The sequence below is a fragment of the Propioniciclava sinopodophylli genome (assembly GCF_004324755.1).
Taxonomy (GTDB): Bacteria; Actinomycetota; Actinomycetes; order Propionibacteriales; family Propionibacteriaceae; genus Propioniciclava; species Propioniciclava sinopodophylli.
Genome location: NZ_SDMQ01000017.1, coordinates 1 through 20,260, shown reverse-complemented (window position 1 = coordinate 20,260; position 20,260 = coordinate 1). Strand labels below are relative to the sequence as shown.

Below are 20,260 nucleotides of genomic sequence, written 5' to 3'. Positions count from 1 at the left end.
TAACCGCCCGCGCGGTGCCCGATGAGCCGCGCCCTCGGCCTGGTGCTCGGCGTCGCCGCTGACGCGGTCCTCGGCGACCCACGGCGCGGCCATCCCGTCGCGGCCTTCGGGTCGTGGGCAGCGACGGTTGAGCGGGAACTGTACGCCGACTCACGCTCACGCGGCGCCGCCTTCACCGCGGTCGCGGTCGCACCCGTCCTGGCGTGCGGTGTCGCCGCCGAGCGGCTGACCCGCCGCCACCCGGTCGCGCACACCCTGGCCACCGCCGTTGTCACCTGGGCGTGCCTCGGGGCCCGGTCGCTCGCCCGCGAGGGTCACGCCATGGCAGACCGGCTCGCCACCGGCGACCTGGGCGCTGCCCGCGCTCAACTCCCGAACCTGTGCGGGCGCTCCCCCGACGGCCTGTCCACCGATGACCTGGGCCGGGCCACCGTCGAGTCCCTGGCCGAGAACACCAACGACGCCGTCGTCGCCACCCTGTGCTGGGCGGCGGTGGCGGGCATGCCAGGCATGGCCGCCCATCGGGCCGTCAACACCCTGGATGCCATGGTCGGCCACCGCAACGACCGCTACGCCCACTTCGGCACCGCCTCGGCTCACCTGGACGACCTGCTCGGCTGGGCGTCCGCCCGGCTCACCGGCGCGCTCGCCTGCGCCGTCGCCCCGCTGGCCGGCGGCATCCCCCGCCGGGCCGCCACCACCATGCTGCGCGACGCCGCCGACCACCCCAGCCCCAACGGTGGCTGGTGCGAGGCGGCGTGGGCCGGGGCGTTGGGCGTCCGGCTCGGCGGCGCCAACACCTATGGTGACCGCGTCGAGGTCCGCGGTACGTTGGGCAACCCCGACTGGCCCCACCCGAGCGCCGGGGACGTCCGTCAGGCGGCCCGCCTGGTCACCGCCGTCACGGCTGCGGCCACGGCCCTGGCGGGCACCACCGCCGCCCTCGTCACCAGGAGGACCCGATGACCGGCCTGCTCATCGCCGGCACCAGCTCGGACGCCGGCAAGTCGCTCGTCGTCACCGGCCTGTGCCGTGCCTTCGCCCGCCGCGGCCTGACGGTCACGCCGTTCAAGGCGCAGAACATGTCGAACAACTCCGCGATCTGCGCCGACGGCGGCGAGATCGGCCGCGCCCAGTACCTGCAGGCGCAGGCGGCGGGCGTCGAGCCGTCCACCCTGCTCAACCCGGTGTTGCTCAAGCCCGGCAGCGACCGGCGCGCCCACGTCGTGCTGCGGGGCCGGGACGCCGGCGTCCTCGAGGCCGGTGAGTACGCCACCGGCCGGGCCCACCTGGCCGAGTCCGCCTACGCCGCCTACGCCGATCTCGCCGGCAAACACGACCTCGTCGTGGTCGAGGGGGCCGGGTCGCCAGCCGAGATCAACCTGCGCGAACGCGACTACGTCAACATGGGGTTGGCCAAGCGTTTCGACCTCCCGGTGGTCATCGTTGGCGACATCGACCGCGGTGGCGTCCTCGCCAGCCTGTACGGCACCTGGGCGCTGCTCGAGCCCGCCGACCAGCGCCTGTTGTCCGGATACGTGATCAACAAGTTCCGTGGCGACCAGACGGTGCTGGACCCCGGCCTGGCCGAGATCACCCGCCGCACCGGTCTGCCGTGTTTCGGTGTGCTGCCCTGGCTCGACGGCGTCTGGCTCGACGGCGAGGACGCCCTCGACATCGCCCGCTGGTCCGCAGGGGCCCAGCACCGCGAGGGCCACGAGCTGCGGGTGGCGGTGCTCCGCCTGCCCCGGATCTCCAACTCCACCGACGTCGAGGCGCTGGCCGCGACGCCGGGGGTGCGCGTCGACGTGACCACCGACCCGGCCGTGGCGGCAGCGTCCGACCTGCTGGTCGTGCCGGGCACGCGCGCGACGCTGAACGACCTCGCCTGGCTGCGCGACCGTGGCCTCGACCAAGTGGTGAAGAAGCGGCATGCGTCCGGACGCCCCACGCTCGGCATCTGCGGCGGCTTCGAGATGCTCGCCAGGACGATCACCGACGACATCGAGTCCGGTGCAGGCCACGTCGCCGGGCTGGGCGTGCTGCCGGTCGAGTTCGTCTTCGGTGAGCGCACCACGCGGCGGTCCTCCTACAGGTGGCGGAACCTCGAGGTGTCCGGCTACGAGATCCACCACGGCCAGGTGACGGCGCGGAGCGGGGAAGCATTCCTGGACGGCGTCCGCGACGACGCGACGTTCGGCACAATGCTGCACGGGGCATTCGAGGACGACGCATTCCGTGTGGCCTTCCTGACCCACGTCACCGAACTGGCCGGCAGCGACTGGCGACCGACCCCCGGGCCGGGGTACGCGGCAGCCCGTGAGACCATGATCGACACGCTGGCGGATGCCGTCGAGGCCCACCTCGACCTGGACGCCCTGCTGGCGTTGAGGAGTTGAGATGGCACCGTCCCACGGCGAAACCACGCGCGCACGGCGCACCAAGCCCCCGCTGATCGTCCACGCCGGCCGCGGCGCGCGGGGGCAGGCGGGCATCGCATGGTGACCGCACTGCCTCGGTTCGCCCTGGCCGCGCCCACCTCGGGGGCCGGCAAGACCACCGTGGCGTTCGGGCTGATGGCCGCACTGCGGGCCCGCGGGCTCGACGTCGCGCCGTTCAAGGTCGGCCCCGACTACATCGACCCCGGCTACCACGCGCTGGCCACCGGACGCCCCGGCCGCAACCTCGACCCCTGGCTCTGCGGGGCCGACCTGATCTCCCCCCTTCTGCTGCACGGCTCAGCCGGAGCCCACGTGGCCGTGATCGAGGGCGTGATGGGGCTCTACGACGGCAAGCTCGGCGAGGTCGACGGACGCCGGGGCTTCGGCTCCACCGCGCACGTCGCCCAGCTCACCGACACGCCGGTCGTGCTCGTCGTGGACGCCGCCCACTCCTCCCGCACCGCCGCCGCCGTCGCACACGGACTCGCCGTGCACCCCGACGCGCCGCGCGTCGCCGGCGTGATCCTGAACCGGGTGGGCTCGCCGCGCGCGCTGGCCGAGGTCGCCGACGCGTTGGGGCAGGTGAGCCTGCCGCTCCTGGGCTCGATACCGCGCAGCACCGCTCTCGTCGTGCCCTCGAGGCATCTGGGATTGGTACCCGCCGCCGAACGGGCCGCCGCACAGGCGGTGGTCGATTCGGCGGCCGCGCTCGTGGCCGACCACGTCGACCTCGATGCGTTGCTGGACCTGGCCCGCACTGCGGCCCCCCTCGACACCGAGCCCTGGTCGCCGGTCAGGGCACTGGCCATGGACGCCCCCACCAGGTCGCAGCAGCGCCCACGGATCGCCATCGCGGCTGGACGGGCGTTCACGTTCCGCTACGCCGAGACCACCGAGCTGCTGGAGGCAGCCGGATGCGACGTGGTCGAGTTCGACCCCCTCACCGACCCCAACCTGCCCGACCGAACTGCCGGGCTGTACCTGGGTGGCGGCTTCCCCGAAGTGTTCGCCAGCGAACTCGCCGCCAACACCACGCTCCTCACCCACGTGAGAGCGGCCGTGGAGGCGGGGCTTCCCACCTACGCCGAGTGCGCCGGGCTGCTCTACCTGTGTCGGAGCCTCGACGGCGCCCCCATGGCCGGCGTCCTGCCGCTCGCCGCTCGCATGTCGGAGCGGCTCACGCTGGGGTACCAGCAGTCCACTGTCCCCCACGACGGACTGACCGTGCGGACCGGCGAGACGTATCGCTTCCACGAGTTCCACCGCACCACGGTCGAACCGACCGACAGCCACCCCCACCTCAGCAGGGGCGTCCAGGCCAGCTACCACCACGTCCACTGGGCCGGGCACCCCGAGCAGGCCCGGCGCTTCGCCGAGGCCGCCACGCACTTCCACCGGGCGCACCCATGAACCTCCGCCACCACGGGGACTCCGACACCGCCCCCGGCCTCATCGACCTGGCCGTCAACGTCCGGAGCCCGGCCCCCGCCTGGCTGCTGCACGCACTGACCCACGACCCCGCCCGCTGGGCCATCTACCCCGACCCCCGAGAAGCCATGGCGGCACTCGCGAACCGCCACGGCGTCCCACCCCATTACGTCCTACCCGTCGCCGGCGCGGCGGCGGCGTTCACCCTGGTCGCCGAATCCCTCCGACCGACGCAACCCGTCGTGGTCCACCCCCAGTTCACCGAACCCGAGTCTGCGCTGACCGACGCCGGCCTCCCTGTGACCAGGCACGTGCTGCCCGCACCCGCGTTCCTGCTCGACCCCGACAAGGTCCCCCACGGCGACCTCGTCGTGATCGGCAACCCCACCAACCCCACAGGCACCCTCCACCCCGCCGCGGCCATCCGGTCCCTCCGCCGACCGGACCGGATCGTGGTCGTCGACGAGGCCTTCATGGACTTCGTCCCCGGAGAGCAAGAGTCGGTTCTCAACGGCGACGACCTGACCGGGATGCTGGTCGTTCGGTCCCTCACCAAGATGTGGGGAATCCCCGGAATCAGGGCCGGATACGTGGTGGGAGACCCCCGCCTCGTCGAAGTGCTGGCGCACCGCCAGCGCCCTTGGGCCACCTCCACCCCAGCCCTCGACGCCCTCGTGGTCTGCAACACGCCCGAAGCCCTCGCTGAGGCCGGGGCTGCGGCCCGTCAGACCGACAACGACCGCGCTTTGCTGTGCTCAGCACTGGCCAACGTGGGGTTCCCTGTCGCCGGCACCCCCCGGACGCCGTTCGTCCTCGTCCCCAGCACCAGACTGGGGCGGGAATCCATCCGACCACGGCTCGCCAGGCACGGGTTCGCTGTCCGTCGCGGGGAGACGTTCCCCGGACTCGGCCCCGACTGGTTCAGGGCCGCCGTCCGCGACGAGGCCACGTCAACAGCCTTGGCCGAAGCCCTCGCAGCCATCGCACAGGCCGCCGGCAGCCACCCGTCCACGTCTGGCTGAGGTGCCGTCACGATGACACTGATTGGCGCCAATCAAGGCGCTGACCGCGTATGACAGCGCCCCCGGCCCGACTCGAACGGGCAACCATCGGACTAGATCAGACCCTACCCGCGAGCGTCCCTGGAGACCCCTGAACCCCCTTGTCGCCACGCTCAATATCGGGCATCAGCGGCGTTCCCCGTAGTGGCACCTAGGAACGGCAGCTAAAGGGGGTGGTCGGTACCAAACTCGGTACCGACACCCGCAGGCCCGAACCATCCGACCGAAGAGCGGGAACCGGGGTCGGCGGCGACTGCAGGTGGGCCACCTCGCCTCCATACGAGCCCGCCCGAAGCGCAGACCGAAGATCATCGCGACTGCAGCAGCCAGTCTTGGACCACGAAGCCTCTGAGTGAGCGCGACGTCCACTTATGACCGCTGCTGACCCTTGTTTCCCGTAGCCGCAACGCTGGAACCGGCCGCGTGGCGAGACTTGCCCAGTGGCCCCAGAACGAGCAACTGCGGGGGTCGTTGGTACCAAAGTTGGTGCCGCTCCAGCTCAGTCTCGCGTGAGACAGACCCAATCGGAGAACCCAGGCATGGCCCAACTCCCGCGGTGCTGGCGGGCCCCGCACATGTACCCGCGCGCTGTCAGGTCCACGCGCTCTTCCGCGACGCTGGCGCCACGAGTTACTGCCCTCTATGGTCGAGAGACTCACGGGTGCGTCAGCCCCTAGCCCGGCAGGCCACCGTGCGCACCGTGCGAAAGGGGATCGAGGAATGCACGAGCTTCGCGGCCGCTTGTCGCTGCTCGACCCCACCGCCGGGGATGCACTCAAGGTGATCGAGTACTTCGACAGGTTGGTTGCCAGCCAGGTCTCCATTGAGACGCTCGTTAGGGGGGCCGCCACCTTGGCCCACGTCAACGCCGGCTACAACTCACCGACACGACTGGTTCGGTTCTTGGCCGGCGGACTGCAAGGCCCCGAGACCGACAGCACGGGCCCGTGGACCTTGGCGAACGCGGGCTACCGAGCACTCCGAGTGGGGCCTGGTTGCAGGTGAGGTGGCCGCAGCATCGGGTTGGCCTAGTCGGTTCGAAGAAGCTGGGGCCGAAGCCCCATCCTCCCCCGGCGTGCCTGTCGCCACCAGCCCGTCGACGCCCGGGTCCAACAATGCCGCGCCCACACGCCGCATTGCGGCACGTGGGCGCGGCTTCAGCGGGTTCTTGGCCGGCCCGCCCAACGCCGAATCAAGGACGCTGACGCCACCTCGTACTACAGCGACACCCTCGATCCCGTGGGGCTGGCAAAGGATCTCGCCACCGTTGGCGTAGGTGGAGTTGCGGAGGTCGGCACCCTCGTCCAGGAATCATGGCCGTCCACTCGCCGGTTGCGGTGGTACGCGCCACCAGGTCGATGCCTGAGTCGTGGGTGCCCTCGTTGTGGTTCCAGTTGGGCCAGCGCTCCACGAGGTCATACTCGGCCGCAAGGGTGGGGTCCAGCCGGAAGTAGGCGACCATCAGCTTCTCGAACGCTTCCCCGCGTGCCACGTTCGTGTCGTATGTGGTGCGGAACTCGTCGATGACCTGCTGGACAGTGGTGCGGGTCGCCACGGGGTGTCCTCCTCGGTACACGGGTGGGAGCGCCGCTGCTGTGCGTGCCCCGTGCTTGGCAGCCTATCGGCGGGCAGGAGCCTCCGAGTGGCACTCCCCCTCGGCCTAGTAGATCCTGTCGCCGAGCCCGCACCATTCAGCCACCCACTCATCAATCGATCAGCTGGACCATTTGTTCGTATCCTTGCTGCATGTCCTCGCGCATCACCTCGGAGTTGGGCACTCTGGGCGACCGCATTGCTCGGATGCGCGCCACAGAACCAGCCAGGACGGTCCGTCACGTTCTGGCCCGGGATGATGCGGGCCTGTGGCAGCCAGCGCTCCTGGTTGGCTGGTTTCGCGCTCAGGACCGCTGGTGGAGGACATCAACGACGTCTCCCGCGCCGAGGAGGGACGGATCGGGCTGGACCGCACCACCGAACCCGTGGCCGAGCTGCTGCACGCCGCCGCCGAGGCCCACCGCGAGGCCTACGCCGCCAAGGGCGTGGCCCTGGCCCTGGACGCCGATCCGGGCCTGGCCGTGGACGTGGACCGACAGCGCATGGGTCAGGTGCTGGGCAACCTGCTCACCAACGCCCTGCGCCACACCCCGCCCGGCGGCCGGGTCACCCTCGAGGCCCGGCAGGGCCCGTCGAAGGTCACCCTCCGGGTCGCCGACACCGGCGAGGGCATCTCCCCCGAGCATCTGCCGCACATCTTCGAACGCTTCTACCGCGGGGACACCGCCCGCGACCGGGACCACGGCGGCTCCGGGGTCGGCCTGGCCATCTCCCGCGCCCTGGTCCAGGCCCACGGCGGAACCCTGACCGCGACCTCCACCACGGCCGGGGCGACGTTCACCATCGACCTGCCCACCGAACAACCCACGGACCGGCGCACCCGTTCATCCACCGCGAACATCGGCGTCCCATCCCTTGAATGATACCCCCGTGGGGTATATACCGGGGGTGGAGGTGCCGTCCGGTGCCGCCCCAAGACCTGCAGGAGACCGTCATGACCGAATCCCCCCGCACCCCGCTGCCGATGGCCACCACCGACTGCTCGTGCTGCGCCCCGGCCGCCGACACCCCGGCCCCCGCCGGGCGCCAAAGTGCCGATCCGACCGGGACGAGCGCAGGCACCGCGACCTACCAGGTGGAGGGCATGACCTGCGGACACTGCGTGGGCTCCGTCGCCGAGGCGGTGAGCGCCCTGGACGGGGCGGACGACGTCCGGGTCGAACTGGTCGCCGGCGGGGCCTCCCCCGTCACCGTGACCGGGCCCGCCTCCGCAGGGGCCGTGCAGGCCGCTATCGAAGCGGCCGGCTACCGCGTCCTCACCCACTGACCCATCCCCTCAGCGCCGGAGCTTCATCCCCGAGTAGGCCACCGCGTAGGCCGCCGAGCAGAAGGAACACCATGAGCACCCCGCACCACCCCGAGCACCCCACCGGCCAGACCGCCGAGCACCCAGACCCGAACCCCCACGCCAATCGCGACCGGCACGCCGGCCACGCCCACCACCCCGCGGACGCCGACACCCACGGTCAGGCCATGCCGCAGGGTCACGCCCACTCGGCCCTGGACGAGGACCACCAGGTCCACGACCACGGTCAGCACGCCGGGCATTCCACCGCGATGTTCAAGAACCGGTTCTGGGTCTCACTGGTGCTCTCCATCCCGGTGGTGTTCTTCAGCCACATGGTCGGGCAACTGCTGGGCTACCACGTCCCCGAGTTCCCGGGCTCGGCGTGGATCGCCCCGGTGCTGGGCACCGTGATCTACCTCTATGGCGGCATGCCCTTCCTGAAGGGCGGGCTGACCGAGTTGCGCGCCCGCCAGCCCGGGATGATGCTGCTGATCGCGATGGCCATCACGGTGGCCTTCGTCGCCTCCTGGGTCACGACCCTGGGCATCGGGGACCTGATGCTGGACTTCTGGTGGGAGCTGGCGCTGCTGGTGGTCATCATGCTGCTGGGCCACTGGATGGAGATGCGCGCCCTGGGCGCGGCCTCCTCCGCCTTGGACGCGCTGGCGGCGCTGCTGCCGGAGGAGGCCGAGAAGGTCGTGGACGGTGACACCATCACCGTGCCGATCACCGAGTTGGCCGTGGGCGATGTGGTGCTAGTGCGGGCCGGGGCCCGGGTGCCGGCCGACGGGACCATCCTCGAGGGCGCCGCGGAGTTCGACGAGGCGATGATCACCGGGGAGTCGAAGCCCGTGCTGCGCCAGGCCGGGGACACGGTGGTCGCTGGGACCGTGGCCACCGACAACACCGTGCGGGTGAAGGTGGCCGCCGTCGGGACCGACACGACCCTGGCCGGGATCCAGCGGATGGTCGCCGACGCCCAGGAATCCTCCTCCCGCGCCCAGGCGTTGGCCGACCGGGCGGCGGCCCTGCTGTTCTGGTTCGCCCTGGTCGCGGCGATCATCACCGCGATCGTGTGGACCGCGATCGGCCAGCCCACCGACGCGGTCACCCGCACCGTGACCGTGCTGGTCATCGCCTGCCCGCACGCCCTGGGCCTGGCCATCCCGCTGGTGATCGCCCTCTCCACGGAGAAGGCCGCCAAGTCCGGGGTCCTGATCAAGGACCGGATGGCCCTGGAGCGGATGCGCACCATCGACGTGGTCCTGTTCGACAAGACCGGCACCCTGACCGAGGGCGCCCACGTCGTCACCGCCGTCACCGCGATGCCCGGCGTGTCCGAGGCAGAACTGCTGGCGGTGGCCGCCGCGGCCGAGGCTGACAGCGAGCACCCCGTGGCCCGGGCCATCGTCACCGCCGCCGGGCAGCACCCGCAGGCCAGCACGTTGCGCAAGCGCGGCACGGACTTCAGTGCTGCCATGGGCCGCGGGGTGCGCGCCACCGTGGACGGCTCCGAGATCCTCGTCGGGGGCCCGAACATGCTGCGCGAGCTTAACCTGACCATGCCGGCGGAGATCACTGAGCACACCGCCTCCTGGACCGCGCGCGGGGCCGGGGTGTTGCACGTGCTGCGCGAGGGGTCCGTTATCGGCGCGGTCGCCGTGGAGGACAAGGTCCGCCCCGAGTCCCGGGCCGCCGTGGCCGCCCTGCACGCCCGCGGCATCAAGGTCGCGATGATCACCGGCGATGCCCGCCAGGTCGCCGAGGCCGTCGGGGCGGACCTGGGCATCGACGAGGTCTTCGCCGAGGTCCTCCCCCAGGACAAGGACACCAAGGTCACCGAGTTGCAGTCCCGGGGACTGTCCGTGGCCATGGTGGGCGACGGCGTCAACGACGCCCCGGCACTGGCGCGGGCCGAGGTCGGCATCGCCATCGGCGCCGGCACCGACGTGGCCATGGAGTCCGCCGGCGTTGTGCTGGCCAGCAACGACCCCCGCGCGGTGCTGTCGATGATCGAGCTCTCCCAGGCCAGCTACACCAAGATGATCCAGAACCTGGTGTGGGCCACCGGCTACAACGTGCTCGCCGTGCCGCTGGCCGCCGGCGTGCTCGCCCCGATCGGGTTCGTGCTCTCCCCCGCGGTGGGCGCGATCCTGATGTCCGCCTCCACCATCGTGGTCGCCCTCAACGCCCAACTGCTGCGCCGGATCAACCTGGACCCGGGCCACCTGGCCCCCCTCGGCGCCCCCCGGCCGGAGGCTGCCCTTCAACCCGCGACCTCCTGATCGCGCCTCTTGGCGCGAACTCTGATATGAACCCTCAACCCTACGGGATCGACAAGGATGCCTACTCCGGCCCAGAGGAGATGTTCGACCTGGTACACCAGGTGCGCACACGTATCATCAGACCGCCGAGTAGCTGCCCCTGCCCTCCAACGCCGAGTAGAGGGTCTGGCGGCTCACGCCGAGGTCCTTGGCCACCCGCGCCTTGGGTACCCCAACCTCGATGCGCAACCGCGCGGCAGCGATCTCCTCAGCGGTGAGCCTTCGGGCCTTGCGGTACTTGCCCGCCGCCTTCGCGAGGGCTATCCCTTCGGCCTGACGCTCGCGGATGGCCTCGCGCTCGAGTTCGGCGAAGGCCGCGAAGACCGTCAGCATCGCGCGCCCTTCCTTGGTGGTCACGTTGAGCATGGGTGAGTCCAGGAACTCGATCGCCACGCCCTTGGCCGCGAACTCGTCCACGATCCGCAGCAGATCCCGAGTGTCACGGGCAAGCCGGTCGATCGACTTCACCCGAATGGTGTCCCCCGCCTGCGCGAACGCCATCAGCGTACGGAGCTTCTCGCGATCGGCGACATTCTTCCCAGAGACCTGCTCCTCGACCAGCACATCGACGCCAGCGAGCGCTTCACGTTGGCGCTCCAGGTTCTGATCCTTCGAGCTAACACGCGCATATCCGTACACCCGTCCACCCACATCTAGACCTTCCGTCGCATTCGTCAAAGTGTCGCATGCGAGGCTTAGGTTTACGGTCAGGCTGTGGCTTCGTTCGCTTGGTGGCGGGGTTTTTGCAGCGCTCCGTGGCGGTCTTGTTGCCGCGATCACGCAGGACTGGCTGCAGGTAGGTGTCGCGGTCTGAACCGAGAGGGGTGCGCCCGGTCGGGGCCGTTTGGATCGCTGCCGCTACGTCAGAGTCCGAAGGCTCCGCCGCTGACGAGGATCGCGATGCCGAGGCCGATGAGAACGATGGGGAAGAGGATGTGCTCCCAGCGTTCGAGCACTTCGGCGATCGGCGGCCGGGTGGCAACGAACTTGGCGACTACGACCAGGACCGCGACGAGCGCGAGGAAGACGATGCAGTAGGCGACCACTGCGAGAGGTTCCACGCTGAGGAAGACGGGGACATAGACGCCGATGTTGTCTCCGCCGTTGGCGAAGGTGACTCCTGCGACGGTCCACACGCCGACCTTCTTGCCGGCAACCTTGGCCTCGTCGTCATCGTCGTCATCGTCTCCGCGCCAGGCCTGCCATGCGGCCCAGAGGCCGAGGCCCAGAGGGATGAGACCGAAGTACGGGATGGCTGCCGAGGGCAGGAATGCTCCGGCACCGATGGTCACCAGGACCGCGGCACCGAGGATGCCGGCGAATCCGAGGTACTGGCCGGCCAGAATGCGGGCGGTAGTGCCGCGCTGGCCTGCCCCTCGCGCGAAGAAGAGGGAGAGCACGATGATGTCGTCGATGTTGGTCGCTGCGAACAGGCCCATCGCCTGCAAGACCGAGGTGAGGATCATGCGCCCTCCCCAGCTGCGTCGCATCCGGGAAGCGAGCAGGCGGGATCGATGCACGGGGCGTCTTCGTCCACTGCCAGGGTGGCATCGACCAGTGCCGTCAGCGCCTGCGCCAGGTGCGAATCGGCGATCTCATATCGTGTCCGACGACCCTCGGGCTCGGAGACGACGATCCCGCAATCGCGCAGGCATGCCAGGTGGTTGGACACGTTCGGGCGTGTCAGGTCCAGATCTCGGGCCAGTTCCGCCGGGTAAGCGGGATGGTCGAGCAGGGTCAAGATGATCCGGGATCGAGTGGGGTCGGCCAGTGCACGACCCAGGCGGTTCATCACGTCGAGACGCGAAGCAATAGTCAGCATGGACTGAACTATACCGCACGCACTGAACACTCGGTCACAGGCGTCAGCCCAGATCGCATGCCCGTAAGGGGAACCCCCACCGGACACCACCGCTACTTATCGAGAGGAACGACGGCACGCCTGGCGGGCTGTCCCGTAAGACCCGTCCGGTGAACTGTCCGGTGAAGGGAGGCTATATGACACACTGGGGAGCATGTCCCCCTTGAAGGTCGGCTATGCCCGAGTCTCCACCGACGAGCAGGACCTGACCGCGCAGCGTGACGGACTCGCGGCGTTCGGCGTCGATCCCAAGCGCATCTACGTCGATCACGGGCTCACGGGCCGCAACGCCGACCGTGAGGGCCTGCGGCAGGCGCTGGCTGCCTGTCGGGACGGCGATACGTTCGTGGTCACCAAGCTCGATCGGCTGGCGCGTTCAGTCCGTGATGCCCACCAGATCGCCGACGACCTCGCGGCGCGGGAAGTGAAGCTGAGCATCGCCGGATCGGTGTACGACCCGACCGACCCGATGGGGAAACTGTTGTTCAACGTGCTGGCGATGGTCGCCGAATTCGAAGCCGACCTCATCCGTGCCCGCACCCGCGAGGGGATGAAGGTCGCCAAGGCCAAGGGCCGGCTGCGCGGGAAGTCACCGAAACTCACCCCCCGGCAAGAAGCTCACCTCGTCCAGCTACATGCCGCCGACGAGCACACCGTGGGCGAGCTGGCCGAGCTGTTCAGCGTGGGCCGCTCCACGGTCTACCGCGCCCTTCAGCGCGCCGAGCGCGGGCGCGAGAACGCCTTGCAGTAGGTGCGTCGTGGACGCTCGAGCGCGGTGGCGAATCCTCAGGCTCCACGTCGAGGACCAGTTGCCCCTCGCGCGCTTAGCTCGCGAGACCGATGTAGGGCTGCGGACCCTGGAGCGCTGGCACGCCCGCTACCGCGCCGACGGCTACGCCGGACTGGAGACAGCCTCACGGGCGGACGCCGGCTCCCGCCGCCTTCCGCCCGACCTCGTCGACGTGATCCTGATCGGCATGCCCGGCCTGGAGAAGCAGTTCAGCCACTACCCCCATCACCCGCGGCAACTTCCGGCTCCTCGAACGCCTCTTCCCCCAGATCCAGCGGGTCCTGAAGATCAACGAACTCGACACCATCACCAACGACGTCATCGAAGCCGCACAGAGCACCCTGGTCATCGGTGTCACCTGACCCCGCCACGAAGCGACCGAAGAACCCCGCCATTCAGCAGACGAAGTCACAGTCAGGCTGGGAGCTGTTTCAGCCGTCCATGGAGTACACCCTGTTGGACGTCCGAGCAAGCGGCCAAGCGGCCCTCATCCCCTTGGGCGCCCATCAGGTGTGCTCGACTCTGCCGAAGGGCGTGTGGTTACTCAACTGCCCAGAGTCGGACGGGCGCCGCCGCCTGCCGACCACGTGATCTCCTCACCGATACGACCCGGACGTCCGCGAGTCACAGCCCAAGTTCGCTCACGACTGTGCGACGTTGTGGCGTTGTAGCTCGTGCCTCACCTCTACTTCGCGCGCGACCCTTCGCCGTTCGCCGTCAAGCCCCAAGGTTCCCGCGATGGAGGGCTCATCGACCTCAGCCCCGACGGCGCGCCGCATGAGATACTCATCGGACTCTCACAACGGAGGCCAAGAGTGTATATAGAGCGAGTTCAGGTGGAGGCCGAGGGCTTCCTTGCCAATCTCGACGTACAGTTCACCCCGGGCTTGAACGTGATCATTGGTGCTCGGGGAACAGGCAAGACCTCGCTCATAGAACTCATACGATATGCCTTGAATGCAGGGGCCTTCACTGCGGACGCCGCGGCTATCGGCAATCAACAGGCTCTGGCGGTCCTCGAAGGCGGAGCGGTCACCGTAACGGTGAACGACTCCGGTGTTCAATACGTGATCACCAGAACGTCGTCCGGGCACATTGCTTCATCCGGTGGGAGGTCATTCCCTTGTACGGTCCTGGCTCAAAACGAAGTCGAGGCGGTGGGTGCCCAAGCTGCAGGGCGACTTCACCTTCTGGACCGTTTCCGTCCCACGCGAGAAGGGACCGGACGCTCTCTTCTGGGACTCCAAACGGAGATTGAGAGTCTAACGCAGGAACTTCATGCAGCAATCCAAGAGGGAAGTCTGCTACGGGAACAGATTTCCTCCTTGGCTGCTGTACCGGAGGAACTAGCGGCCGCCCAGGCCGAGCAGCAGTCAATCCTAGCGGCGTCGCAGGCTACCGAGGCCGAGCGTTCGAGACTGCTTAAGCTGCAGGCTAGTACGGAAACCGCGGCACTTGAAGCAGCCACAATCGAGCAAGCAGTCCATGCGAGCCAGACACTCACCCGGACACTCTTTGCGGCCAAGGGCCAGACGGAGCAAGTGCTCCCGCCGGCTTCTTCTGCGAAACCGGATGTCATCTTAGGACCTGCCCGTGAGTGCTTGGCTGCAATCGATCGACATCTTGCCGCTGCCGAAAAACTGGCGAGCCAGATGATGGGCATTTTGACGGAAGCGCAGCACCGCTCCGCGGAACGTAGGCACGAAATTGACTCCCAGGGAAGGCAATTACGCCAATTGCTTAACTCAGTACAAGCAGGAGTCGGCTCGGCAACAAGGCGTGTTGCGGAATTGCAAGAACAACACGGACAGTTGATTGCGCTCAGGAAGCGTTTGAGTCAGCATACAGATGTATTTCAGAGGCTCTCGAAGCAGAGGGACGGACTGTACGAACAGTTAGACGATCTCCGTAGCAGAATCTTCAGTGAGAGACGAGAAGCGGCGGACCAACTGAATGCACGCCTACTTCCCCTAGTGAAGGTTTCTGTGACCCGATCTAGCTCCACCGCGGAATACGAATCTGCAATAATTGAGGCGCTCCGTGGTAGCGGCTTGCACTACAACACCCTGGCTCGCCTGATTGTGAGCGCTGTCTCGCCACTCGAATTAGCTTCTTGGGTAGAGCTGGGTCAACACATCAAGTTGGCAAATACGCTCGACGTCACACCAGACCGGGCTGCGGCAATAGTGGGCGCACTACGACGATCAGGTGTGAGCCGAATCGTATCCGCTGGCATTGACGATGGAGTTACTCTGTCCCTCTTGGATGGTCGGGACTACAAGACGAGTGACCGGCTATCGATCGGCCAGCGCTGTACGGTGGTCCTCCCCGTGCTTTTGGGGCATCATGGAGACCCGCTTCTCATCGACCAGCCCGAGGACCATCTTGATAACGCCTTTATTGCCTCGACCCTGGTGCCCGCACTGAGGAGGAGGACGTCGCCGGATCAGTTCATCTTTGCATCCCACAACGCAAATATCCCTGTACTCGGCAATGCGGACAGAATTATCGTGATGGATTCCGATGGTGACCGTGGCTACGTGAGACAGTCCGGCCCGCTCGACGCTCATGAAATAGTTCAGTCCGTGACTCAGATTATGGAAGGAGGTCCGGAGGCCTTTTCGGCTCGGGCACGCTTCTATGGCGCCCAGCTAGGACCGAGCATATGACCGTCGAACAGGCCCTCGTGCAGCTGAGGTCCACGCGAGCGGGTGAGCGGTTAAAAGGTGTAAGGCTTCTGGCTGAAGTGGGCGATGCAACCCTACTTCCGGAGATCAGGGCTCTCGCCAGGAATGAGTCGGACTCCTGGGTACTTCGAGCCCTGGAGGATATGTCGCGCCGCTGGCGGGACGAAACCGGGTCACTCGAACGTGGAGAGACGTGGATCAGCATTGCCGAGAACGAGGATTTGGAGGACGCTCGTGCGGAAGCAATTAGCGTGGTGACCAGGGTGCTCGTACATGAGAGTCGTGGCCTCCTCATGAGGATCGACGATTCGGCGAGAGAAGAGTTGGCAGACCATTTCGAGTCGAGTGAGACCGCTAGAGCAATCGATCGAATGCGAGCTTTTCTTCGGGTTGTCCACCAACTTCATGACGCAGCTGCGTCGCCACGCAACCGCGAGTTCGACCTCGGCGACTTCTTGGCCTCGGGTGCGCGCGACGCAGGCTACGGGGAGAATGAGGTCCTTACTGCGCGTAACGAGCCCGTCATTGTGTTTGGGGATCCTGATCTGCTCGAATTGGCATACGTTAACGTCATCAGGAATGCGGTAGAGGCCAGTGAGGGATCGGGGCGAAAAGTAGTTTGCACTTGCGGGCACACTGACTCGGATGTTTGGATAACAGTCCTAGATGAGGGCATTGGTTTGCCGACGGGATTTTCTGGGGCAGCGGAACCGGGTCAGACCACCAAGTCGAAGACTAATCACTTTGGCTGGGGACTGACTATAGCTCAAAGAGCTATCCACTCCCTCGGGGGGAGTCTAACCCTTAGGCCGCGAGATGGAGGAGGAACGGCATGCGAGATCCGCTGGACAATGACTTCAGATCCGACTTCTGGAGAGTCCTATTAGTGGAAGACGAAGACGCCAGTGCCGCTCGAACATCGCGCTGGCTTCAGAATATCGTGCCAGGATGCAACGTCTCTTTTGCAAGAAGTCACAGCACGGCCGTGAGGAACTTGGAGACGGAGTAATTCGATCTAGTCTTGTGCGATCTGCGCATTCCAGCCCACGATCAGGGTTTAGGTGCTGACGAGGCGCACGGCCTTGCGGTGCATGCTGCCGCTCGTCTAACACAGCCAGGCACCCCATTGATATTCCTCACGAATTTTGCTACCAGGAGAAACGTTAAGGATGCTCTTTCGCAAGGCGGGGTCGGTGAGCTGTTCGGAGTAATCAACTTTCCGATAGTTCAGCTCGCCGAAAAGGACATGCCAGGCGAAGCGGAAGGCCTCGTGAAGAGGATGGTCGACGCGCTCTTGGATGTGCGGAGTCGTTGCGAAGTCGATGCACGGCCTGGCAATGAGGACCAAGCCATGTTGGTCCGTGCTACACAGATCTATGCGCGACGCATCGGCGCGGATCGCGCTGAGGTGCAGTTTCTGTCCGGCTTGTCGGGCGCAGCAACCGCGCGCGTGTCTTTCACCGAAGGGGAAATCTCTCGGGGTCACTGCTTCGTTAAGGTCTTGCCGTCAGGCGTCGGCTTAGCGGAGCTCACCCGATATGAGATACACGTCGCTGGGAGGCTCCGACCCGGGTCGTTTGCACCAGCTATGTCTCCCATCGTTCACGGATTGAGGGGCAGAGTGGCCCTATTTTCGACGCTTGCCGATAGCCGAAGCCGATCCCTCTTCCAGCTCTTGAACTCGGATCCTTCCGTGGCAGCGGCTACACTTGGGCCTTTGCGTGAAGCCACTGGGCCTTGGGGTAGTAGTGGTGAGAAGCGAAGGGTGGCCTTAAGTGATCTGCGCGCCGAGCGTGTGAGTAATGAAAAGTTGGCCATGAAGAAATTGCAACCATTCAGGGATCAAATCGATGCACTTCTTGCAGAGGAAGAGATAGACGTCGAGATGGACATTTGGCCCCAACACGGCGATCTACATGGCGAGAACGTGTTGATCGACAGGCGTGGCAACCCGGTGATGATCGATTTCGGTGATTGTGGAGAGTCGCCATCTTGCCTGGATCCGGTCACCCTTGAGATGAGCGTTCTGTTTCACAAAGACCGGCCGGGGGATCTTGAGTGGTTGAGTCGAGAGGTTTGCGCTGAGTGGCCTGACGCGGGGCGCTTCGCTGCGGCGTCTCCATACCCAGAGTTCATCCTGGCTTGTCGTGCTTGGGCGAATAGTGTTGCAAATGCGCGAGCTTGCGCTGCCGTCGCTTATGCACACGCTATGCGACAGCTGAAGTACCCAGATGTTGAGCCTTGGCAAGCACTTGCGGTGGCCAGTAGCGCTCTTCGAGAAGTTCGCGGATTCAGCGGGTGAAGTCCGGTTGGTACGCTGCTGGATGATGCCGTCCGTACGAGTGTGCTTCTGAGGTCGGGTGTGCGGGATCGTGGAGAACGGGTTCGAGAAGGGGCGTTAGTCCACGAGCGACGTCGTTGAGGTTTCGAACACCTTCGCGTTCAGAACTTCCTGTATTGGCCGCCCTGTGGGGGAAGGTGGCCTTCAGGCTGGACCCCTCATGCGCGCTCGACCATGCCGCACTGCGCGCGGTGGCCGGCCGCGCGTTAGCTCTCCCGTGCCCGAGAGATCGAATGGACATGCCGCGTCAAGTGCTTCTCCTAGCCCGGGCGGAGCTTCCGGCGTCCAGCTACACCCCTCCGCCAAGAGGCTTCCGGGGAAGTGCTGCCCCGACGGTCACGGTGGGTCGGTGTGGCGCCAGATAGTCAAGGATGACTCTCATCGCGTCAATCGCTTCCCGCGCGTCCGGCTGTTCGACTCTCGTGCCGCCCTCGTGTACGGCGGTATTGCGCTTCTCGAAGAGAGCTTTACCGGCCATCGCCACATCTCTGGGGGCGCCGGCCAACCGACGCTTCACACCGGGCCCACCTTCGCCGCAGGCCATTTCGACGGCAAGACGGGCGGAGAGCACGGCCTCGCGGTAGTGCCCCCTCTCGAAATGACTGCGCGCCGTCCTATGGTGCGCATCCGCAGGAGATTCCTCTTTCAGGACGCGGAATGCGTCTCGGTAAGCCGTATCCGGTGTTGGCCCGAGCAGATACGTGAGCTCGGGGCCGTCCTTGAACAGGAGCAAGTCGTAGGAGTCCACGGCCGTCCCTCCAGAGACCAACACGTAGTCGTGATATCCGTCCTTCTCATAGAGATTCGGCATGTGTTCGCGCGCGCCCGTGAAAGTCGGGCTGGCAAGAAAGGTGGCCAAGTGGTTTTGTGACTTCCCGTACATCTCCACCTTGCGGCCGGTCGACTTCTGCCGGAGTCGGACGCCGAGACCCCCGCTCTCGCTGGGGTACTCCTCGATGTAGCACCAGACGGAGACGGGTGGCGAGGTGGCGCCTGTCGTGATGATGTGCACCGTCACAGAGAACTCGTCGTCGAACCAAACAGAGATCTCCTGAGCGTTCTGCCTGAAGATCGGTGCGACGATGGCGACATGCTCATGGCGACTGCGAGGCTCGATGAGCCCGCCGCCGTGGGCATGGCAGTCCTGAAGTAGGTTCGACAGTGGCGGAACATACTGGTGCAGGGGTTCGCCACTGAGGATGCGCACCCTTCGCCGGGTTCGCTTCTCGCGAAGGCAGATGTCGGGTACTCCGCCAGGACGTTCGAATCGCTCTACGTAGCACTTGATCGTGCCCCACCTCTGAGCGCTTCGAGCCGCGACCTTCGCGGCGTGTGTCGCTCGACGCGCCTTCGAACTGGGAGAGGTCATTCTGGCGTCCTTCCGCGCATATGGCACCGATCGGCCTGGCGCTCGCGCCACCCTGCCGCATCGTCAGTGCTGTGACGACTTCTTCTCCACATGAGTGTCAATCAAGAATCCGGCGACCGCAAAGCCGGCGTTGACGGCGAGCTTCGCATGCCTCGGCGCTGGCCGGACTGACCCGCTTGCTCTTCCCATGGGCATCGCTAAGAGTGTTGCGCATGGCGGCGAGCCCACCAACAACTGTCGTGACACCCGTGAGGATCTGCTTGATGATCTGCTCACTGTGCTGATCCGGGGCAATCTCCATGGATGAAGCCGCTGCCTTGTACAGCCTTGCTAGATCCCAGCCGTCCTCATAAATTGCGTTGCGCTCGTCACATATGTGCTTACAGATGCTCTCCAGCATCGTGCGAGTGGCGGTGATGGCTCCCTCACGATCGGTGTCTACCTTGTCCAGGGCGGCCTGCCAGGCTCTGGTCACCGCGGTCCAATCAGTCAACTTGGCCAACGCCTTGCCGGCCGCCGTTGCGCCCGGAACGGTGTCCTCAAGGAGCATCGCGCGAAGGGCCGACCTGTCCTCCATCGAAGGTATGCCGTATTTGCAGTAACCGTCGTAGTCGCACAGCGCTAGCAGAAAGCTTCGTTGATCCGCCGGGCTGAGTGCGTTGACACCATCCTGGAAGACTTGCCACCGTGAGGCGGCGCCGCCTCCCCAGCCTTGGTAGGGGCCGAGCGCGTCAGTGTGCTCAGCAAACAGGTCGTGCAGTTCGGGCCCACTGAAGCCGGTGTCTCGGGCGAACATGTCCGTCGCCTTCTTCAGGACCCGGAACGGCAAGCCACTGCCGGAAGAGGTCGTCACGTCAGGATCGTGTGTCACGCATACTGGATCGCGGCGGCCGATGAGTCAACTTCTCGACGCCTCCCGAGACTTCCGCTCATGCCGCGCTCCGTCAGTGCCATTCGGTGAGTAGAGCCGCGGCGTCCTGGTAGTTCGCGGTGCCGGAGGCGAGTGCAATGACCAGGTTGTAGGCGTCTTCGTCGGGTGCTTCGAGGTTGACGTTG

At 66.5% G+C, this 20,260-nt stretch carries 17 protein-coding genes and 2 pseudogenes; 12 read left to right on the top strand and 7 right to left on the bottom strand.

Going from position 1 to position 20,260, the window contains the following annotated elements; all coding sequences use genetic code 11:
• Positions 1-21: 21 nt before the first annotated feature.
• The 4 genes and pseudogenes from ET989_RS13300 (at position 22) to ET989_RS13285 (ending at position 5,935) form a co-directional block, all read left to right on the top strand.
• A complete protein-coding gene (locus tag ET989_RS13300) occupies positions 22-966 on the top strand; it encodes a cobalamin biosynthesis protein (protein WP_131169788.1) in 945 nt (314 codons plus the stop codon).
• Positions 963-2,399 carry a cobyric acid synthase gene (locus ET989_RS13295; protein WP_131169786.1) on the top strand — a complete coding sequence of 479 codons (1,437 nt, stop codon included), beginning with the start codon at positions 963-965 and terminating at the stop codon, positions 2,397-2,399. Before ET989_RS13300 ends, ET989_RS13295 begins: the two co-directional genes overlap by 4 nt.
• A 99-nt stretch (positions 2,400-2,498) precedes the next feature.
• Positions 2,499-4,891 (top strand): annotated as a pseudogene (locus ET989_RS13290) (cobyrinate a,c-diamide synthase).
• A 759-nt stretch (positions 4,892-5,650) separates the two neighbouring features.
• Positions 5,651-5,935, top strand: coding sequence for a hypothetical protein (locus ET989_RS13285; protein WP_131169784.1), 285 nt, complete (start codon positions 5,651-5,653; stop codon positions 5,933-5,935).
• Positions 5,936-6,122: 187 nt separating this feature from the next.
• On the opposite strand, the gene ET989_RS16035 is transcribed toward ET989_RS13285, so the two are convergent.
• Positions 6,123-6,392, bottom strand: coding sequence for a restriction endonuclease (locus ET989_RS16035; protein ID WP_131169861.1), 270 nt, complete (start codon positions 6,390-6,392; stop codon positions 6,123-6,125).
• Positions 6,393-6,840: 448 nt separating this feature from the next.
• Here ET989_RS16035 and ET989_RS13275 point away from each other — a divergent pair, with 448 nt between their 5' ends.
• From ET989_RS13275 to ET989_RS13265, 3 genes are all read left to right on the top strand, one after another.
• Positions 6,841-7,407: a sensor histidine kinase gene (locus ET989_RS13275; protein WP_206662371.1), complete on the top strand. Its 567-nt coding sequence runs from the start codon at positions 6,841-6,843 to the stop codon at positions 7,405-7,407.
• A 71-nt stretch (positions 7,408-7,478) separates the two neighbouring features.
• Positions 7,479-7,811, top strand: coding sequence for a heavy-metal-associated domain-containing protein (locus ET989_RS13270; protein WP_131169782.1), 333 nt, complete (start codon positions 7,479-7,481; stop codon positions 7,809-7,811).
• 71 nt (positions 7,812-7,882) lie between these two features.
• Positions 7,883-10,117 (top strand): copper-translocating P-type ATPase, encoded by a 2,235-nt coding sequence (locus ET989_RS13265; protein WP_131169780.1) that lies wholly within the window; start codon positions 7,883-7,885, stop codon positions 10,115-10,117.
• Between the two features lie 117 nt (positions 10,118-10,234).
• Here ET989_RS13265 and ET989_RS13255 read toward each other — a convergent pair whose 3' ends face one another.
• The 3 genes from ET989_RS13255 to cmtR all read right to left on the bottom strand — a co-directional run bounded on the left by ET989_RS13255 (position 10,235) and on the right by cmtR (position 11,978).
• Entirely contained in the window at positions 10,235-10,795 is a 561-nt protein-coding gene (locus ET989_RS13255) for a recombinase family protein (RefSeq protein WP_241656357.1), read from the bottom strand.
• Between the two features lie 224 nt (positions 10,796-11,019).
• Positions 11,020-11,622, bottom strand: a complete 603-nt coding sequence (locus ET989_RS13250; protein WP_131169776.1) for a cadmium resistance transporter — start codon at positions 11,620-11,622, stop codon at positions 11,020-11,022.
• Positions 11,619-11,978, bottom strand: coding sequence for a Cd(II)/Pb(II)-sensing metalloregulatory transcriptional regulator CmtR (gene cmtR, locus ET989_RS13245; protein WP_006590980.1), 360 nt, complete (start codon positions 11,976-11,978; stop codon positions 11,619-11,621). The genes ET989_RS13250 and cmtR overlap by 4 nt, the downstream gene beginning before the upstream one ends.
• A gap of 193 nt (positions 11,979-12,171) precedes the next feature.
• Here cmtR and ET989_RS13240 point away from each other — a divergent pair, with 193 nt between their 5' ends.
• Both ET989_RS13240 and ET989_RS15690 read left to right on the top strand, forming a co-directional pair.
• Complete coding sequence (locus ET989_RS13240; RefSeq protein ID WP_010534181.1) at positions 12,172-12,768, top strand: recombinase family protein; 597 nt, start codon at positions 12,172-12,174, stop codon at positions 12,766-12,768.
• Positions 12,653-12,910: pseudogene (locus ET989_RS15690) on the top strand (helix-turn-helix domain-containing protein); the annotation flags it as partial. The gene ET989_RS13240 and the pseudogene ET989_RS15690, both read left to right, overlap by 116 nt.
• A 106-nt stretch (positions 12,911-13,016) precedes the next feature.
• Here the strand turns inward: ET989_RS15690 and ET989_RS15175 are convergent.
• Positions 13,017-13,202 (bottom strand): hypothetical protein, encoded by a 186-nt coding sequence (locus ET989_RS15175; RefSeq protein ID WP_180320791.1) that lies wholly within the window; start codon positions 13,200-13,202, stop codon positions 13,017-13,019.
• A 441-nt stretch (positions 13,203-13,643) separates the two neighbouring features.
• On the opposite strand from ET989_RS15175, the gene ET989_RS13230 reads away from it, so the two are divergent.
• From ET989_RS13230 to ET989_RS15035, 3 genes are all read left to right on the top strand, one after another.
• The gene (locus ET989_RS13230) at positions 13,644-15,476 is read left to right on the top strand and encodes an AAA family ATPase (RefSeq protein WP_165490177.1); all 1,833 of its coding nucleotides are present in this window, start codon (positions 13,644-13,646) and stop codon (positions 15,474-15,476) included.
• On the top strand, positions 15,473-16,381 hold the full coding sequence (locus tag ET989_RS16030) for a sensor histidine kinase (RefSeq protein ID WP_131169772.1): 909 nt from the start codon (positions 15,473-15,475) through the stop codon (positions 16,379-16,381). The genes ET989_RS13230 and ET989_RS16030 overlap by 4 nt, the downstream gene beginning before the upstream one ends.
• Positions 16,382-17,259: 878 nt before the next feature.
• The gene (locus tag ET989_RS15035; protein ID WP_241656356.1) at positions 17,260-17,796 is read left to right on the top strand and encodes a phosphotransferase; all 537 of its coding nucleotides are present in this window, start codon (positions 17,260-17,262) and stop codon (positions 17,794-17,796) included.
• A gap of 328 nt (positions 17,797-18,124) precedes the next feature.
• Here the strand turns inward: ET989_RS15035 and ET989_RS13215 are convergent, their stop codons facing one another.
• Together ET989_RS13215 and ET989_RS13210 are read right to left on the bottom strand one after the other, a co-directional pair.
• Positions 18,125-19,204 (bottom strand): hypothetical protein, encoded by a 1,080-nt coding sequence (locus ET989_RS13215; RefSeq protein WP_131169768.1) that lies wholly within the window; start codon positions 19,202-19,204, stop codon positions 18,125-18,127.
• A gap of 97 nt (positions 19,205-19,301) precedes the next feature.
• The gene (locus ET989_RS13210; protein ID WP_206662370.1) at positions 19,302-20,057 is read right to left on the bottom strand and encodes an abortive infection family protein; all 756 of its coding nucleotides are present in this window, start codon (positions 20,055-20,057) and stop codon (positions 19,302-19,304) included.
• Positions 20,058-20,260: the final 203 nt, after the last annotated feature.

What these genes read in the sequence shown, in the direction of transcription:
- ET989_RS13300 (WP_131169788.1), top strand. Translation starts at nt 22, where the DNA reads ATGAGCCGCGCCCTCGGCCTGGTGCTCGGCGTCGCCGCTGACGCGGTC.
- ET989_RS13295 (WP_131169786.1), top strand. Translation starts at nt 963, where the DNA reads ATGACCGGCCTGCTCATCGCCGGCACCAGCTCGGACGCCGGCAAGTCG.
- ET989_RS13285 (WP_131169784.1), top strand. Translation starts at nt 5,651, where the DNA reads ATGCACGAGCTTCGCGGCCGCTTGTCGCTGCTCGACCCCACCGCCGGG.
- ET989_RS16035 (WP_131169861.1), bottom strand. Translation starts at nt 6,392, where the DNA reads ATGGTCGCCTACTTCCGGCTGGACCCCACCCTTGCGGCCGAGTATGAC.
- ET989_RS13270 (WP_131169782.1), top strand. Translation starts at nt 7,479, where the DNA reads ATGACCGAATCCCCCCGCACCCCGCTGCCGATGGCCACCACCGACTGC.
- ET989_RS13265 (WP_131169780.1), top strand. Translation starts at nt 7,883, where the DNA reads ATGAGCACCCCGCACCACCCCGAGCACCCCACCGGCCAGACCGCCGAG.
- ET989_RS13250 (WP_131169776.1), bottom strand. Translation starts at nt 11,622, where the DNA reads ATGATCCTCACCTCGGTCTTGCAGGCGATGGGCCTGTTCGCAGCGACC.
- cmtR (WP_006590980.1), bottom strand. Translation starts at nt 11,978, where the DNA reads ATGCTGACTATTGCTTCGCGTCTCGACGTGATGAACCGCCTGGGTCGT.
- ET989_RS13240 (WP_010534181.1), top strand. Translation starts at nt 12,172, where the DNA reads ATGTCCCCCTTGAAGGTCGGCTATGCCCGAGTCTCCACCGACGAGCAG.
- ET989_RS15175 (WP_180320791.1), bottom strand. Translation starts at nt 13,202, where the DNA reads ATGGCGGGGTTCTTCGGTCGCTTCGTGGCGGGGTCAGGTGACACCGAT.
- ET989_RS16030 (WP_131169772.1), top strand. Translation starts at nt 15,473, where the DNA reads ATGACCGTCGAACAGGCCCTCGTGCAGCTGAGGTCCACGCGAGCGGGT.
- ET989_RS13215 (WP_131169768.1), bottom strand. Translation starts at nt 19,204, where the DNA reads ATGACCTCTCCCAGTTCGAAGGCGCGTCGAGCGACACACGCCGCGAAG.